We start from the raw sequence: 16080 nt of genomic DNA on the forward strand, positions 1-16080 counted from the left end.
AATAGCAAACATAAAGCTGGTGATAAAAATGAAAGATATATTAATTATTCATACAGGTGGTACGATTTCTATGCTGGAAAATAAAGAGACTGGAGAAGTAACTACAACAACCAAACATCCTTTAAGCGATCGATCTTTTTATTTTCAACCATATGCTAGGATTGACGAAATAATCGAATACGAGCTCCCTTCTCCACAAATAACTCCTAAACACATGTTGGCGATAGCTAAGAAAATAAAGCAAGTAATTTCTTTGTACGATGGAGTTGTCGTAACACATGGTACAGATACGCTGGAAGAAACAGCCTACTTTTTAAATTTGGTTCTTGAAACAGACAAACCAGTAATTTTAACTGGAGCAATGAGATCAATCAATGAGATTGGCTCAGATGCGTTATACAATTTAATCAGTTCTGTTCGGGTAGCTGTTGAGGACGAGGCATCCTTTAAAGGTGTATTAGTAGTTATGAATGATGAAATCCATACAGCTGTAAATGTGACAAAAACTTCGAGCAGCAATGTTGCCACATTCCAAAGCCCACAATATGGACCAATCGGAATAGTAACGAAAGATTCGATCATATTCCATCATACAGTCATATCACGTTACTGCCACCCGGTAGAAAATATATCCAAAAATGTTTTCCTGCTGAAAGCATTTGCTGGAATGGATGAACAAATTATAGATGCCTTACATCAAGCAAAGCCAGATGGATTAGTAATTGAAGGATTAGGTCAGGGAAATTTACCGAAACAAGCAATCATCCCATTACAAAAAATGTTAGATAATCAGATCCCTGTTATTCTTGTTTCCAGGTGTTTCCGGGGAATCGTGCAACCAACGTATGGGTACGAAGGTGGAGGAAGACAGTTAAAGGAAATGGGAGTTATTTTCACCAATGGTCTAACAGGTCCAAAGGCACGAATTAAATTATTAATTGCACTGGAAAAAACAAATGATTTTAATTTATTGAAAAGGATTTTTGAAAAAGAACTATAACGACCTCTATAAAAAGGCTGTTATGTAAAAGATTGGGATATAAGCCTTTGTCAACTTTTACAACTACTGCGACGATTAAATAGCAACAAGTGGTTTCGATGGGGCGAGCAGTGCGCAGTCTGACTATTTGGATCGGTCGAACGAAGTGCATACCAAAAACTTACGAAAGAGAATTAAAAAAAGCTAGCATACTTTACTCTGCTAGCTTTTTTTAATTATCGATTCAGCAATCATCTGTCCATGAAAGCGTCCATTTTCTATAAATATTTTATTATTATTATAACCAGCAGCAACCACACCTGCTATATAAATTCCTCGAATATTCGTTTCAAATGTATTTTCATTATGGTAAGGGATTCCACTTATTTCGTCAATTTCTATTCCGATATTTTCAAGAAATAAAAGGTCTGGTTGATAACCAGTCATCGCAAAGACGAAATCATTTTTTATTTTCTTCGTTTCACCATTAATTGTATAGTAAACATCCTTATTTGTTATTTTGGTAATGTGTGAATTAAAATGCATCTGCACAAGATCCTTTTTTATTAAGGAATCAAACTCCGGAAGTATCCAGGGTTTAATACTTTTGGAATATTCCTCACCACGATAAAACACAGTAATGCGTGCTCCAGCTTTATGAAGCTCCAATGCAGCATCAACAGCAGAATTTTTCCCACCGATAATAACAACATCTTTATTGAAATAAGGATGGGCTTCCTTGAAATAATGCATCACTTTTTCTAATTTCTCCCCAGGAATATTCAGATAATTGGGCTGATCATAGTATCCTGTTGCAATGATGACGTGGTCTGCTTTATAACTGCATATTTCTTGTATGTTATTTAACGCATGAATTAGAAATCCATTCCCATCGAGTTTAACTTCTGTAACCTTTTCAAACGTATTTACACGAAGATCTTTACGTTCTGCTACAGCACGATAATATGCTAAAGCTTGGTTTCTTACAGGTTTTTTATTTTCAGTTATAAATGGCATATCCCCGATCTCTAGCTTTTCACTGGAACTAAAAAACATTTGGTGGGTTGGAAAATTATAAATTGTATTTACAATGTTTTCCTTCTCGATAATCAATGGATTTATGCCATGTTTTTGCAGCTCGATCGCACATGACATACCACAAGGTCCCCCACCGATAATAATAACCTTTTCTTCCTGCACAACTACGCACTTCCTTTATTCTCTATTATCTTTTATGATTATAAACATAAAAAAACCCTTATCTAACTATACATGATAAGAGTTTTTTCGTCATTTATTACGTTCTGTTTTACACCCAACCACGGAATCTGGAGGCTTCTGCCATTTTTCTAACACCAACCATATATGCTGCCAATCTCATATCTACACGTCTTGTTTCAGCAGTATTAAAAATGGTATTGAATGACTTAATCATGATTTCATGTAATTTTTCATCAATATCTTCTTCAGTCCAATAATATCCTTGGTTATTCTGTACCCACTCAAAATAAGAAACGGTTACACCGCCAGCAGATGCTAACACGTCTGGTACCAAAAGAATTCCTCTTTCAGTTAAAATTTTAGTTCCTTCCATCGTTGTCGGCCCGTTTGCTGCTTCAACAACAATGCTTGCTTTAATCTCATGGGCATTTGCTTCAGTAATTTGGCTTTCAACTGCAGCCGGAATTAAAATATCACAATCCAACTCCAGCAATTCTTTATTCGTAATTGTATTATTAAATAATTTTGTAACTGTTCCAAAACTATCTCTTCTATCGAGTAAATAATCAATATCTAGACCGTCCGGATCATGCAATGCTCCATATGCATCTGAAATTCCGATTACTTTTGCACCAGCGTCATGCAGGAACTTTGATAAGAAGCTGCCCGCATTTCCAAAACCCTGTACGACAACCCGGGCACCTTTTACATCAATACCCTTTTTCTTAGCCGCTTCATTAAGAACTATTGTAACCCCTTTTGCTGTCGCAGATTCTCTTCCGTGAGAACCACCAAGAACAATTGGTTTTCCAGTAATAAATCCTGGACTGTTAAACTCATCAATACGACTATATTCGTCCATCATCCATGCCATTATTTGCGAATTTGTAAACACATCCGGTGCAGGAATATCTTTTGTCGGACCTACAATTTGACTAATTGCACGCACATAACCTCTACTTAACCCTTCCAGCTCACGGAATGACATTTCACGAGGGTCACAAACTATTCCACCTTTACCACCACCATATGGAAGGTTAACAATCCCAGCCTTTAAACTCATCCAAATGGACAATGCTTTGACTTCTTTTTCAGTTACATCCGGATGGAATCGAACCCCACCCTTAGTAGGTCCTACTGCATCATTGTGCTGGGCACGATAACCAGTAAAAATTTTTATAGATCCATCATCCATACGAACAGGTATTCTTACCGTCATCATTCTGATCGGTTCCTTTAGTAGTTCAAAAACTTCATCTGGATACCCCAATTTTTCCAATGCAGTCTTTACAACAGTTCGTGTTGAACTTAACACATCGATTTTATTACCTTCTTTGGTAGAATCTGCTGTTTTGTCGGCTACCATGAATTTACCTCCTAGATTATCCAATAATATTTTATTAATAGCTGTACTCAGAGATTAGTATACACCTTCATAAGAAATATGCAATAAAATGTAATTCTTTTTTGGCAATAAATTATTTATTTACATATACAAATTATTCCTTTTGCTGATAGGAATAAAATCTTTTTCCTCTACATGAATTATTGTATAAATTTCAATACTTATTATGGTGTACAACCTTTATGATCAATTATCGCAAATCAAGCGTTAATTGTTATAAAAGTGATGAGTGATTTGTTTCACTGCATTTTTCGGGAAGATCACTTTTCCATACTCTTTTAATCTATAGGAAGTAATAATACTGGGATAAGAATACTCAGACATAATCGCAATAATATTTTCTTTGTTTTTATTTGCCAGATCTTCATCATTCAATAACATATAGTACCGATTATCCATATGATAAACCTGACCTCCCTCGATCGATAATACTGTTAAATAAGAAGCTACTTGGATCACATCTTCAAACTCTGCGAAAGAGAAAATTAATTCTTTGCTTTCATCCAAGGTTACTTTCATTTCAATGAAATCCTCATCCCAATTTATATTTTCATGTTTTTGTGTAACGATAACGTGCATCCCCTGTGCCTGCATCAAATGCACTTGCACCAGCAACATCCCATCTAATTCAAATCCTAGTTCTGTACTGGCTTCATACATCATATCGCTAAACAAATTACGGACACTTGACGCATCATGCCACAAATCTTCTTTTGTAAAGCCACGATCTATTAAATCATCAAATGTTAAAAAAATCATAAATTGATTATCGGACACTCTTTCAATACGCATACAGTATCCTCCTTTAAGTAACCATTTATTAATAAAATAAGATTATCTGCATTGTTAAAAAACAGCAAATTTTTCTGCACTTTATACACTATATGCATTATGTGAAATTGTTGAACTGAACCTATACTTTTATTCTATATTATTTGAAAATGTAATGACATGACACTCTGAATTTGTACCTAATCGAAAAGGTAAAACTGTATACCCATAGCCTTCACTAACTAATTTATTTGTATAACCTAATTGTTGAAAGCTACCTCTCTCATATGGACCATAACCGAAAATTCTTATTTGGCCTCCATGTGTATGACCTGCTAATACAGTATGTATGCTGTTCTTTTGAGTTGCATCAAGCTCATCAAACCCTTTAGGTGCATGTGTTGTTAAAATAAAGTATTCTCCAATTGCACCTTGTTTAGCGATATCTATTCTCGCTTCACTATATGAAGTGCAATCCAACCCCAATAAGCTTATGCTGTGATTTCCTCTGATGATATCTTGATGATCGTTTGCTAAAACCGTAACATTTTCTTTCATCAGCATGGAGTGAATTTTCTCGGGATGTTCTTCATAGTCATTGTTTCCCCAGATAAAATAGATGGGAACATTCCATCTTTTTAATCTTCTGATGTTTTCGATTGTGCGTTTTAGTGGTACCCCTTTTTCAGTTAAGTCACCACCAATAATAACAGCATCAATCGATTGTTTGATTGATTTAATTGTAGTTTCATTTATATATCGCCGATGGATATCTGATATAAAAAAAATACGGAAATTATTAAAATTGAATGGTAATCTTTCGTCAAAAATAGTTCTATAATTAATCGTATCATGATGTGCTTTAAAAAACATATAAATAGGAAGAAACATAAAAATTAATATTAAATTTAAATAAACCAATCAAAACAACTCCTATACTAAGACTTCCATAATTATATAATACATATTAATAGTTGCACAAAGTTATTTTTAAAGTTGTTCATTCAATCGCTTGAGTATTTAAGGTGTTTTTTTACAAATAAATTGAAAGGTATATTTAATTATTTCACAGTTTATATCTACTATAGAGATATAAATACAAATCTAATAAAATGGCCAATAGCTATGCTGAAATCATGAAATCAGTTCAGCATAGCTATTATAAAGTAAAACTTTATTCATTGGGGGTTTCCCTACCTCCCACACCTTCACGTTTGGGATTTCTCACGCTTAGAGGTGGGGGTATTACAGCCCGTTAATGCGTGATAAATTAGAAAATAAATCACTTATTTCTTCCCCATAAAAATAATAGGCTCCCACTCCGAGACCTAGAAGAATAATAATAACTAACAAGAAACGCAAAAGTGGAATCCTTATTTTTATATGGGTTCTGTTTGTATTTTTTCCATGAACATCTTTTCTACGAGGTAAATTAAGTATATCTATATCTCTGACTTGCTCCATTTCGTTTTCTGATTTTGCGTTTGGCTGATGGTGAAGTACTGTTTCACCCTGCTGGACTTCCTCCAATAGTTTACGTAGTTCTGTTGCCTGGTTTTCATGCTGATCTGTTTTATTTTCCAATTGAAAGCACCTCACTTTTTAAAGCGAATAACTAATCCCAATAAAAAATCTACAATAAAATGAGCTGTAATTGTTACAATTAAATTTCCTGTAACTTCAAACATATAACCGATTAAAAAGCTTACAAACAATATAGAGATCAGCAAAACCGGCTTTTTTAAATATCTAAAATGAATAAGTGCAAATAATACACTTGCAAACACATATCCGAAAGATGTTTGGATAACGCCCCTGAATAATAGCTCCTCAGAGACAGCAACGATTAAAGAAATGATAAATATATAGAAAATGGATTGGTTGTTAAAAATTCTATCATTTATTCCGTCATCATCATAGTACTTTTTTGGAACAATGAAAATTAATATTATATCTATTACTACAATAAGCAAACCCGGTACTATTCCGTAAAAAAGAATGTCTTTTAAATTCCATTTAAAATAAATTAACCATTCGGCAGGATTTTCAAAAAGAAATAGGCTTAAGAGAAGACCGATGGACAAAAATAGTAATTGTGATAATAGTAATTGTTTTTTTAATTCCTCATCTGATAATTGTTTGATTAATTCACTCTGCTTCATCGTTTACTCCAATTAATAATAGCTTTTTTAGTTTATTTTCCCACGTTAACTCCATATTTTTCCCGCTTTTTGTCTCTACTGGATTCCAATTTGCTAAGGAAAAACCACAATTACTACAGCATTGAAACTTAGGCTTACGGTAAGAAGGTTGAAAGCTTTTGTATAAATATTTACGTAGGCATTCTTTATGACGTATCCATTGGATTATTTCTTTTAACTTGCTTTCTTTCAATAATGATCGTTCAATTATAAGATGATTTACTTTGTGGTATACTTTTTTCCAAGTTTCTCTCTCATATAAAATAGTATTTTCTTCAATCATACCATGCTTTTCAAATTGAAAACGCAGGAATCGCCACTGTATTTCACTTAGTTGCAATATACTTTCCACTTGCTGTTCATTCGAAGGCAGCTTATCTTTCGAATTAAACATATCTCGCAATCGAGTAAGGACCGACTGTAAATCCTGTGTGGAAGGCAATTCATTTTCTATAATTCTTTTAGGGAGATAAACATCTTTATCGGAAAATAGTAACAAACTTAAACTTGACTCTCCATCTCTACCAGCCCTGCCAACCTCCTGAATAAATGATTCCAGTTGTGGAGGAAGATGATAATGAATCACCAGGCGAATATTGCCCTTATTAATCCCCATTCCAAATGCACTTGTACAGCAAATTATATCCAATTGATCATTCATAAATTGCTGTTGAATAGCAATGCGATCTACTTGCTCCATCCCACCATGATAAAAAGCAATCCGCCTTAATGGGTTTTTTGCAGCTAGGATTTTCGAAATGTCTTCACAAGTTCGTCTGCTTGAAAAATAGATTAGGGTTGGAAGCTGATAATTGGATAATAAATTACCAAGGATGGATACCTTTTCATTATCATCAGATACTTCCTGTATACAAAAGGTAATATTATCCCTATCCATTGGATAAATATGCTTTCTAATGTTCGGTCTTTTCAGAGCATGTACGATGTCATGTTGCACATTGGGTGTTGCTGTTGCACTCAAAGCCAGTATAACGGGATTATTTAACGTTTCAACCATTGCATTTAATTTTAGGTAATCTGGTCTGAATTCATATCCCCATTGTGAAATACAATGGGCCTCATCAATTACGAACAAGCTTATATTTAATGCGCTGAGGATCTGTTGTAATGCTTGATTTTGCAGCAACTCCGGAGATACGTAAATAATTTTATATGTATGCAATTTCCGGTAAACATTTCTTCTCTTTGTTGGTTCCATAAAACTATTTAAAGCCACTACATCTTTGAAATGAATCGCTTTTAATTGTTTTACCTGATCAATCATCAGGGAAATAAGTGGGGATACAACGACTGTTATACCATCTAATAACCTTGCAGGCAACTGATAACAAATTGACTTACCTGAGCCCGTTGGCAAAACTCCCAGTACATCATTACCTTCCATTATATCCTGAATGATCTCTTTTTGTCCTAATCGAAAAGAATGATAGCCAAAATAGGTTTGTAAATAATTTTCCAATACCGGCTGACTCACCATATCAATCACCTCCTAAGTACATTTTTGGCATGGGCCAGCACAAGTCTAATTTGAAAATAACTAATATTTTCGTTTACTAATTGTTTAATCCTTTTTAATTTATAGGATTGAGTTATACTTGAGACTTTTATAATTTCCTGTTGTTGATCCATTGAAACGTAGTCATAAATCGGGAAATTTGAATCATATAAAGCAATCTCAACGATATGATCATAAATAGTATTGATTTTTAGCTGTCTAAGTTTCGCAATTGTGTCCATCGAATAACCCCTTTTTAAAAATGTATCTGTATTGTTTGCAGAATTTGTAATAAACTGCTTGTTCGATATGTCATTTGTTATAAATGACATAAAAGGAAAATTGGAACTCGCATTTTCAATAATTGTTAGCATACGATGAATTATACCAGTAAAATACAACTGGATATCTTCACTTGTCATATTGTATTTAACAGCTAGCTGATGAACACTAAACCCATAGTTCTTATAACCTGATAATCGATCAACAAACATGTCTGCTTCCTGATCAGATAAATAATGAAGTAAACTTGCCAGTTCTCGATAGATTATTAACAGAATTCTGGATTCCTGTGATTTCATTTTTAAAAAAAGTACTTTAACCCAATTTTCAACCGAATTATTATCAATGACTGGAATAAAATGATAGTATCTCATATGGCTATTGGTTAATGTCTGAATTAATAGCGTTAATCTTTCCAAAAAAACCTGTGAGATTTCATTATATTTTAAACCAGCAAAATAGTTAAAAGGAATTTCAAGGGTACGCTGATTAAGCCACTCTTTTCCAGCGGTTGTAGTTCTATACAGGGGTTCTGTATCTGATATTCTTTGGAGAAATCCCTTGGCGTTTAAATTACGGATATCCCTATCAAATAGATACTTCTTTAGGTTTTTATAGATTCCAAAAAAATTTTCAAGCTGATATAGGTGTATGTCTTGAATCGTCTGTATGGATCTTTTCCCCTTTAGTATATGGTATATGGCTGAATCTGTACGTTCCCCTCGTATATTTAAACTACATTTTAAAATAATACCTTCGACTACCATTTTCAAGACCTCCTTTAAATAAATTAGAATATGGCGATTTTGTAAATTAACCGAAATTAAAAATATTATGCTCATATTACGTTAAATTTCACTTGAATTGCTAAATAATCAGTTTTACAATTATTTTAGAGGGCAGATCGCTAATGTAAGGAGTTTTAGGAGGTAAGCTACATGCCAAAATACACAATTGTGGATAAGGAAACATGTATTGCCTGTGCTGCATGTGGGGCTTCGGCTCCTGATATATATGATTACGATGATGAAGGTCTCGCCTATGTGGTGTTGGATGATAATACTGGAACAGCAGAAGTTGGGGAATTTTTAGAGGATGACATGGTTGACGCCCGTGAAGGTTGTCCAACTGATTCAATTAAAATTTCAGACAAACCATTTGATGGTGACCCAATAAAGTGAAACTTCATTCAGTGGGGGTTTCCCTTCCTCCCCCACTGAATGTTAGTACCTCATGGTATGACCTAAAGACCCTTGAACAGAATCAGGATTAGTTCACAATATTCCCCTATCTTTTATTATAGCAAATCAAAATAAAAAGTGGTTTAGAAAATAACTTCTAAAGCATTTTTTATTATGTTTAGTAAACATAAACCTTTAGGCTCGCTTCGTTTGGACGTAGAGATGGTTCTCTATCGGACAGTCTACATCAGTTTCTTCAAGTTTAAGGTCCTCCACATATTTGAATTCTGATATAGTATCTTACGTCGTCTTTTCTATCATCTACGAGTTAAGAGCAACAAAATTTAGAAAGAGAGCTGATTCTATCGTTTTGCTATTGAGTTGATTGGATTAGCACCCACTGGTACAGGAATGGGTTCTGTTAGTACATACGAGCCGATTTTTTTCAAGTTACTATTCTGAAAAGAGACTGAGGCATAGCCATAGCTTTTTGCTGTCATAAGAATAGCTTCAATCATTGTTAGGGTATCCTGATTATTTACTATTAAATTTTCATCAGAAAAGGATATTATTAGCTCATGATCTATTGAATCCGTTGTAAATTGAATCGGCTCAGGTATTGTTTGGAATACATTAAAATCCGGATCATCTCTTTTCATTTCCATTAAAGCATCATCAATCGTTAATTCATCCTCATTGGGAATTGGTATTAGAAATGATCTATCAGCATTATCTTGATGATAAAGCTTATAACTGGCATTTTGCTCGTCACGAAGCGATAATTCATTCACTATACCAAAAGGGCCAAGATCTACTCTTTGGTTGTTTTCTGTATGAAAAACTGCTTTTTCAATTCCCTTATGCTTAAACATCGTTTTCAGGGATTTTTCAAAAATAGTTGCAGTAGCGGATCCTTCGCTTAGAGAAAATCCTGATGGAAGATCAACCATGACCTGATTGGCTTCTTTTTCTATTATAAACGACACATTCTCAAATAAATAATCACTTAAACCCCATTCCTGATCTTTTATATAATGACCCATCTCACTATAAAACGTATTAATATCTGCAGACTCTGGGACTATAAAAGATAATGGAATAACATATTGCTGCTGGCTGTCTGCAACAGCTCCATGTACAATTACTGTATTACTATTATTTTGATTAATAACATAGCTCTCTATAGGTTTACTCTTCGTCATAATTTCAGACTCCGTATCTTCCATAGCCGTTGATTCTTCTTGCATATCATGTAAAGACTCTTCTGATTTCTGATTCGAGTTAGTGTTATCAAGTGCACGATCTGCAGTAGAATTCTCATTTTGAGTTTCGAACATATTCGTATTAAAAAATATTGGCACCATGATCAGTAATAGGATAGCAGCCATGATAGTTCCTAAAACGGGTACTAATTTAGAATTTCCTTTTGGTCGTTTTTGTTGTGAAGCTAACGCAGAGGAGATGCGGTGATATAATTTATTTTTATCCATCGTATCATCGACTTTCGGCATGTTTTTTAGTTTTTCTATTAATTCTTGATCATCATTATATTTCATCAACATCTCCCCCTCTCTTTTGATCTTCGGCTATATATTTTCTTAGTGCTTTCAGTCCTCGATGCTGGGTGGTTTTTACCTTGCTTTCACTGAAATTCAGAATCTCTGCTGTTTCCTGGATTGAAAATGATTGTATGTATCGTAAAATAAGTACACTTTTTTGATCAACCGTACATTTATCCAAATGGTTATAAATGGTTTGGATTTCCTCATTCTGTACAGCTAATTCATCAGGTAATGGTTTCAAATCCTGGATTAACTGTCCTTTTTCACTCCAGTCGAAAAATTCCAATATACGTTTTCGTTTTCGGTTTTGTGATCGAAAATAGTCAATAGTAACATGCCTCGCAATTGAAAACAGCCATGTCTTCTCACTGCTTTTCCCTTTAAATGTTTCATAGGATTTTAAAACTTTTATATAAACTTCCTGAACGAGATCTTCTGTTAATGGCCTATCTTTTACCATATAAAAAATAAATTGAAATAAATCATGATGATATTTTTCATGAAACTCTTCAAAAACGACCTTCATAAAAGATCCTCCGTTCATATATAGTCGTTTATTATTACTTAAAAGTTACATTCTAATTGTACTATAGAGCATGTAAGAACAAAAGCGCAGGGCGCCCGGTTAGCGACGTACGGACTGGACTGAGCCGTAGGAGATAAAGGAAACTCAGGCGACCGTAGGGAGCCGATGTTGACTTTCACCACAAGGGTATAAGTGCGACTAAGCCTCTGGTTCCCAATCGGCAAGTCTTCTTTATCGTACGGAGGTGAGGGAAGGTCTCGCTATAGCTTTAGCGCTGGAGCTGGACGTGGCTGTTCCGGCAACTAAGTTATCCACAGCATTTAAATTTTATAATTTCCTAAGCAAAGAAAAAATACCAACTAAATTCAGTTGGTATTGTGAGTAATGAAACGTTTATTGGCATATTTTTTTAAAAAATAGGAAATAGTTGGGTACAATAATATCATAAAGATAGCATTTCCTATGGCATGATTTGTATCAAACGGTAAACCAAGTAAATAATACGCAAAAAAATTACCACCTGCTATTTGATAATTTGTTAATGAAATGATGAAGCCATAAAGGTAGCCACTGAAAATAGAGAATAATACAATGACAAACAGTGGAATCCTCTTTGATATTTTACCTAATATTCCACTCATTATTCCAATTAGTGACCAGGAAACAATTTGCCAGATCGCCCATATCCCCATGCCTAGTACCATATTTGACAAAAAGCTAGTTAATATCGCCAGTATTACAGCGGCGAAGGGACCTAGGAATATACCACAAATAATTATTAAAGAAGTAACAGGCTGGACATTTGGCAAATATACAAAAACGACTCTTCCTGCAACCGCAAGTGCTGCCAATAACGCCAATAATGTTAATTTATATATATTCAATTAGATCATTCCCATGACTGCAGATCAAATGTTACCTTATCACCAGGAGTCAGTTCAAACTCCGCAGCGCCTACAGGTGCCATTTCATCATTAACAAAAAACATCCATGCTTTTTGTTCATCTTCTTCTGGTGAAGCTCTCTCGATGGATGTAATGAATCCGTCTTCCTCTTCCACATAAAAGTTTTCTTTCAAGACATCCATAAGAATGTCACCTTCTTTAATTTCTATTTCTTTCTCATGGATAAACTCTGTGCCTTCATCCTTCGTAATTGTAATAAGAACTGAATCTTCACTTACTTCTGCTTCCTGGTTATTTTCTTCTTGCTCACTTGTATTATTTGTTGACGTTGTACCCTGTTCATTATTCTCATCTGATGCACATCCTGCTAACAATGAGATTACAACGAATAAGGATCCTAAACGCAACAGCCATTTATTCATTTTGAACTCCTCCTGTATAATCTATGCTTGTAATTAAAAAGAAATAAAAAAACTAACTCCACTTCAATGAGTTAGCACATCAGACAATCGAAACATAAATATATATCATATAGGGGAAATATGTATTCGGTTGTCCCAATAACTTACACCCTCGAAGCATTGAAACACAAGAATTTGGCAGGTCTACTGACTTATGATATTAACCTACTATAAGCCCTTCCCATATGAAATCATACAGTGGTTAATGCTTATTTCGTATACCATTTACAGTTGCGAGGACAGCTCCAGATTTTCACTGGATTCCCTTTTAAGGAAAACACCAATTCCCAAAATATTTTATTCAATTTAATTACTGGTATATTTTATCACATATAAAGTGAAACTTCATTAAGTGGGGACTTTCCCCCCAGGTTTTCCCTTCCTCCCCCACCTTCACGTCTGGGATTTTCTCACGCTTGGAGGTGGGGGTATTACAGCCCGTTATGCGTGATAAATTATTTAGAACAGATTAATCGCTGATATTAGTTGGTATTTTAAAACTAAAAGTGGTTCCTTGGTTTACTTTACTTTTAACCGAAATAACCCCGTCATGTGCATCAATAATATTTTTAGCAATGGATAAACCTAAACCAGTTCCCTTTTTGGCTTTATTTCTTACTCTTGATTTATCCGCTTTGTAAAATCGTTCAAATACAAATGGCAGATCTTCTTCCGGGATACCACTTCCATTATCTTCAATAGCTACATTCAACCAATTATCATTACATTCAACTAATACCTTTACAAATCCATTCTCTGCTGTATGACGAATTGCATTATCAATTAGATTAGTAAAAACCTGTTCAATTCGATCTGGATCATAAATTGCTTGAAATTTTGATATATTCTTGTTTAATTTTAATTCTATCTTATTATCACTTGCTATTCCACTAAATTTTTTTATTATCCGATCAACATAGGTCTCAACTTCTATTTGCTGCCTATTTAATTGAATATGACCTGCTTCCATACGCGCAAGATCCAATAGTTCATTTACTAAGCGCCCCATACGTAATGATTCTTCATAAATGATTTCGGCCAATTCATTTTTCTCTTCTTTACTTTCAGCAATATCATCAACAATTGCCTCACTGTATCCCTGCAGCATTGAAATCGGTGTGCGTAATTCATGGGATACATTTGCAATAAAATCTTTACGAAGTTTATCCAGCCGTCTTTCCTCTGTCATGTCACGAATAACCGCAACTGCTCCCCGTACATATGCTTGATCATATAATGGCGTCATTAGCATTACCCAGCTTCGTCCTTGAATGGTTAATTCATGCAGTACTTCTGTTTCCCCATCAATTACTTCCTGTAAAAATTCATGTAATTCGTGTGGCAATTTTCGATTATCTTCATTCTTCTCTAGATTGTTTTCAAAATACCAATCTTCAATAAATCGTTCTGCAGGAGGATTTGTAACGATCATATCCCCGGTTCTATTCAGTGTCATAACACCATCAGCCATGGAGCTAACAATACTTGACAGCTGTTCTTTTTCCTGTCGTAATGCATTAATATGGAATTTTAGCTGTCTTCCCATTCGGTTAAAAGCCAGTGCTAAGCCACCGATTTCATCATGGGTCAATATTGGTACCTTTGTATTGAACTCACCCCTTGTCAAATCAAAGGCAGCTTCTCTCATTTTAATTAATGGTGAAGTAATTCGTGTTGAAAGGAAAAAGGCAAATATTGTGGTTAATACAATCGCAATACCTGCAGCTAAAAAGATAATTTTAGTAGTTTCAGCTTTTGTTTGGTCAATTACATCTAAAGACTGATATACAAATATTGCTCCATTATTATTATCTAATGGTGTACCGACTATCATTGCTTCCATTTCACTATTTGGTATGGTAATTTGCTTTCTAATCTCTCTATCATTTGTTAATACTCTTGTTAAATCCTCTTCCGTTTCCAGCCACGAGGCATCCAGCTTTAATAAATTTTCATCAGAACTGTCTGAAACCCATAGCTCTCCATCATTAAATAAAATCGCCACACGAGTTGCCGGATCTTTAACACGATCAGTGGTCTCCAAAATGATAGACTTATCATCATGCTGTTCTACCAAAACAGAGATTTTAGTAGCAGTTTGCAGCATATCTGTTTCAGCTTCTTCAATATGAAAATTCTCAAAAAACTCTAATAAAAGTATCGATAATATTAGTAATACAAAAGAAACTAGCAACAATATTGTTATTGCTAGTTTACCTACTACGCTTTTCCAAAACATTACACATCATCTACCTCAAATTTATATCCTACACCCCATACTGTCACAATCATCTTAGCAGCCTGTTTAGAGACATTATTTAATTTTTCCCGCAGCCTCTTAACATGTGTGTCAACTGTTCGTAAATCCCCAAAAAATTCATATTGCCATACTTCTTTTAATAAATGCTCTCGATTGAATACTTTATCTGGAGACTTTGCTAAAAAGCAAAGTAATTCATACTCTTTTGGAGTAAGACTAACTTCTTCTCCATCTGCTGTAACACGATGGGCATCATGATCAATAGTTATATGTGGAAACACAAGTATATCCTTTGTAGCGGTGTTGTTTTCATCAAAAGCTGACGTTGTTACTCGTCGTAATACCGCCTTCACTCGCAAGACAACCTCTCTAGGGCTAAATGGTTTTACAATATAATCATCTGCTCCTATTTCAAAACCTTGGACGCGGTTTGCCTCCTCTCCTTTTGCTGTCAACATTATTACCGGGGTTTCTTTTTCTTTTCTTAATTCCTGGCAAACTTCTATACCGTCCATTTCAGGCATCATAATATCCAATAATATAACATCATAATCGTTATTTAATGCCTTTTCCAAAGCAATCGTCCCATTCTCAGCTTCTTCTACAATGTATTCTTCACGCTCTAAATACATTCGAATTAAACGACGAATTCTTTCTTCATCATCTACAACTAATATGTTAACATTTGATTCCATGTTCGCTCCCCCTCATCATCATTTTATCCATATACTAATTATAAACCAACCTGACACAATTGTATAAAAAATAGGCACCACTCCTCGAAACAATGGTGCCTATTATCAAATAAAA

16 protein-coding genes and 1 riboswitch are annotated in these 16080 nt (G+C 34.5%); of the genes, 2 read left to right on the top strand and 14 right to left on the bottom strand.

What is annotated here, in order from left to right:
* Positions 1-28 precede the first annotated feature (28 nt).
* A complete protein-coding gene (locus AC6HVZ_RS02420; RefSeq protein WP_497556532.1) occupies positions 29-1000 on the top strand; it encodes an asparaginase in 972 nt (323 codons plus the stop codon).
* A gap of 201 nt (positions 1001-1201) precedes the next feature.
* Here AC6HVZ_RS02420 and AC6HVZ_RS02425 read toward each other — a convergent pair whose 3' ends face one another.
* From AC6HVZ_RS02425 to AC6HVZ_RS02460, 8 genes are all read right to left on the bottom strand, one after another.
* A complete protein-coding gene (locus AC6HVZ_RS02425; protein ID WP_497556533.1) occupies positions 1202-2179 on the bottom strand; it encodes a YpdA family putative bacillithiol disulfide reductase in 978 nt (325 codons plus the stop codon).
* A gap of 109 nt (positions 2180-2288) precedes the next feature.
* On the bottom strand, positions 2289-3566 hold the full coding sequence (locus AC6HVZ_RS02430) for a Glu/Leu/Phe/Val family dehydrogenase (protein ID WP_497556534.1): 1278 nt from the start codon (positions 3564-3566) through the stop codon (positions 2289-2291).
* A gap of 246 nt (positions 3567-3812) precedes the next feature.
* Positions 3813-4397 (bottom strand): genetic competence negative regulator, encoded by a 585-nt coding sequence (locus tag AC6HVZ_RS02435; RefSeq protein ID WP_497556535.1) that lies wholly within the window; start codon positions 4395-4397, stop codon positions 3813-3815.
* Between the two features lie 129 nt (positions 4398-4526).
* Complete coding sequence (locus AC6HVZ_RS02440) at positions 4527-5297, bottom strand: metallophosphoesterase (RefSeq protein WP_497556536.1); 771 nt, start codon at positions 5295-5297, stop codon at positions 4527-4529.
* Between the two features lie 324 nt (positions 5298-5621).
* Positions 5622-5960 carry a hypothetical protein gene (locus tag AC6HVZ_RS02445; protein WP_497556537.1) on the bottom strand — a complete coding sequence of 113 codons (339 nt, stop codon included), beginning with the start codon at positions 5958-5960 and terminating at the stop codon, positions 5622-5624.
* Positions 5961-5971: 11 nt separating this feature from the next.
* The gene (locus tag AC6HVZ_RS02450; RefSeq protein ID WP_497556538.1) at positions 5972-6538 is read right to left on the bottom strand and encodes a CPBP family intramembrane glutamic endopeptidase; all 567 of its coding nucleotides are present in this window, start codon (positions 6536-6538) and stop codon (positions 5972-5974) included.
* Positions 6525-8075, bottom strand: coding sequence for a RecQ family ATP-dependent DNA helicase (locus AC6HVZ_RS02455; RefSeq protein ID WP_497556539.1), 1551 nt, complete (start codon positions 8073-8075; stop codon positions 6525-6527). Before AC6HVZ_RS02455 ends, AC6HVZ_RS02450 begins: the two co-directional genes overlap by 14 nt.
* 5 nt (positions 8076-8080) lie before the next feature.
* Complete coding sequence (locus tag AC6HVZ_RS02460; protein ID WP_497556540.1) at positions 8081-9142, bottom strand: YpbB family protein; 1062 nt, start codon at positions 9140-9142, stop codon at positions 8081-8083.
* Between the two features lie 171 nt (positions 9143-9313).
* Here AC6HVZ_RS02460 and AC6HVZ_RS02465 point away from each other — a divergent pair, with 171 nt between their 5' ends.
* Positions 9314-9556: a ferredoxin gene (locus AC6HVZ_RS02465; protein ID WP_497556541.1), complete on the top strand. Its 243-nt coding sequence runs from the start codon at positions 9314-9316 to the stop codon at positions 9554-9556.
* 362 nt (positions 9557-9918) lie between these two features.
* On the opposite strand, the gene AC6HVZ_RS02470 is transcribed toward AC6HVZ_RS02465, so the two are convergent.
* The 6 genes from AC6HVZ_RS02470 to AC6HVZ_RS02495 form a co-directional block, all read right to left on the bottom strand.
* Complete coding sequence (locus tag AC6HVZ_RS02470; protein ID WP_497556542.1) at positions 9919-11112, bottom strand: RsiX family anti-sigma factor; 1194 nt, start codon at positions 11110-11112, stop codon at positions 9919-9921.
* The gene (gene sigX / locus AC6HVZ_RS02475; protein WP_497556543.1) at positions 11102-11644 is read right to left on the bottom strand and encodes an RNA polymerase sigma factor SigX; all 543 of its coding nucleotides are present in this window, start codon (positions 11642-11644) and stop codon (positions 11102-11104) included. Before sigX ends, AC6HVZ_RS02470 begins: the two co-directional genes overlap by 11 nt.
* A gap of 365 nt (positions 11645-12009) precedes the next feature.
* On the bottom strand, positions 12010-12528 hold the full coding sequence (locus AC6HVZ_RS02480; RefSeq protein WP_497556544.1) for an ECF transporter S component: 519 nt from the start codon (positions 12526-12528) through the stop codon (positions 12010-12012).
* A 5-nt stretch (positions 12529-12533) separates the two neighbouring features.
* The gene (locus tag AC6HVZ_RS02485; protein WP_497556545.1) at positions 12534-12971 is read right to left on the bottom strand and encodes a DUF4430 domain-containing protein; all 438 of its coding nucleotides are present in this window, start codon (positions 12969-12971) and stop codon (positions 12534-12536) included.
* A 159-nt stretch (positions 12972-13130) separates the two neighbouring features.
* Positions 13131-13310: riboswitch (cobalamin riboswitch) on the bottom strand.
* 169 nt (positions 13311-13479) lie between these two features.
* Positions 13480-15249, bottom strand: a complete 1770-nt coding sequence (locus AC6HVZ_RS02490; RefSeq protein WP_497556546.1) for an ATP-binding protein — start codon at positions 15247-15249, stop codon at positions 13480-13482.
* Positions 15249-15965 carry a response regulator transcription factor gene (locus AC6HVZ_RS02495; RefSeq protein ID WP_497556547.1) on the bottom strand — a complete coding sequence of 239 codons (717 nt, stop codon included), beginning with the start codon at positions 15963-15965 and terminating at the stop codon, positions 15249-15251. Before AC6HVZ_RS02495 ends, AC6HVZ_RS02490 begins: the two co-directional genes overlap by 1 nt.
* Between the last annotated feature and the right edge of the window lie 115 nt (positions 15966-16080).

The sequence above is a fragment of the Oceanobacillus sp. NCCP-135 genome (assembly GCF_059698015.1).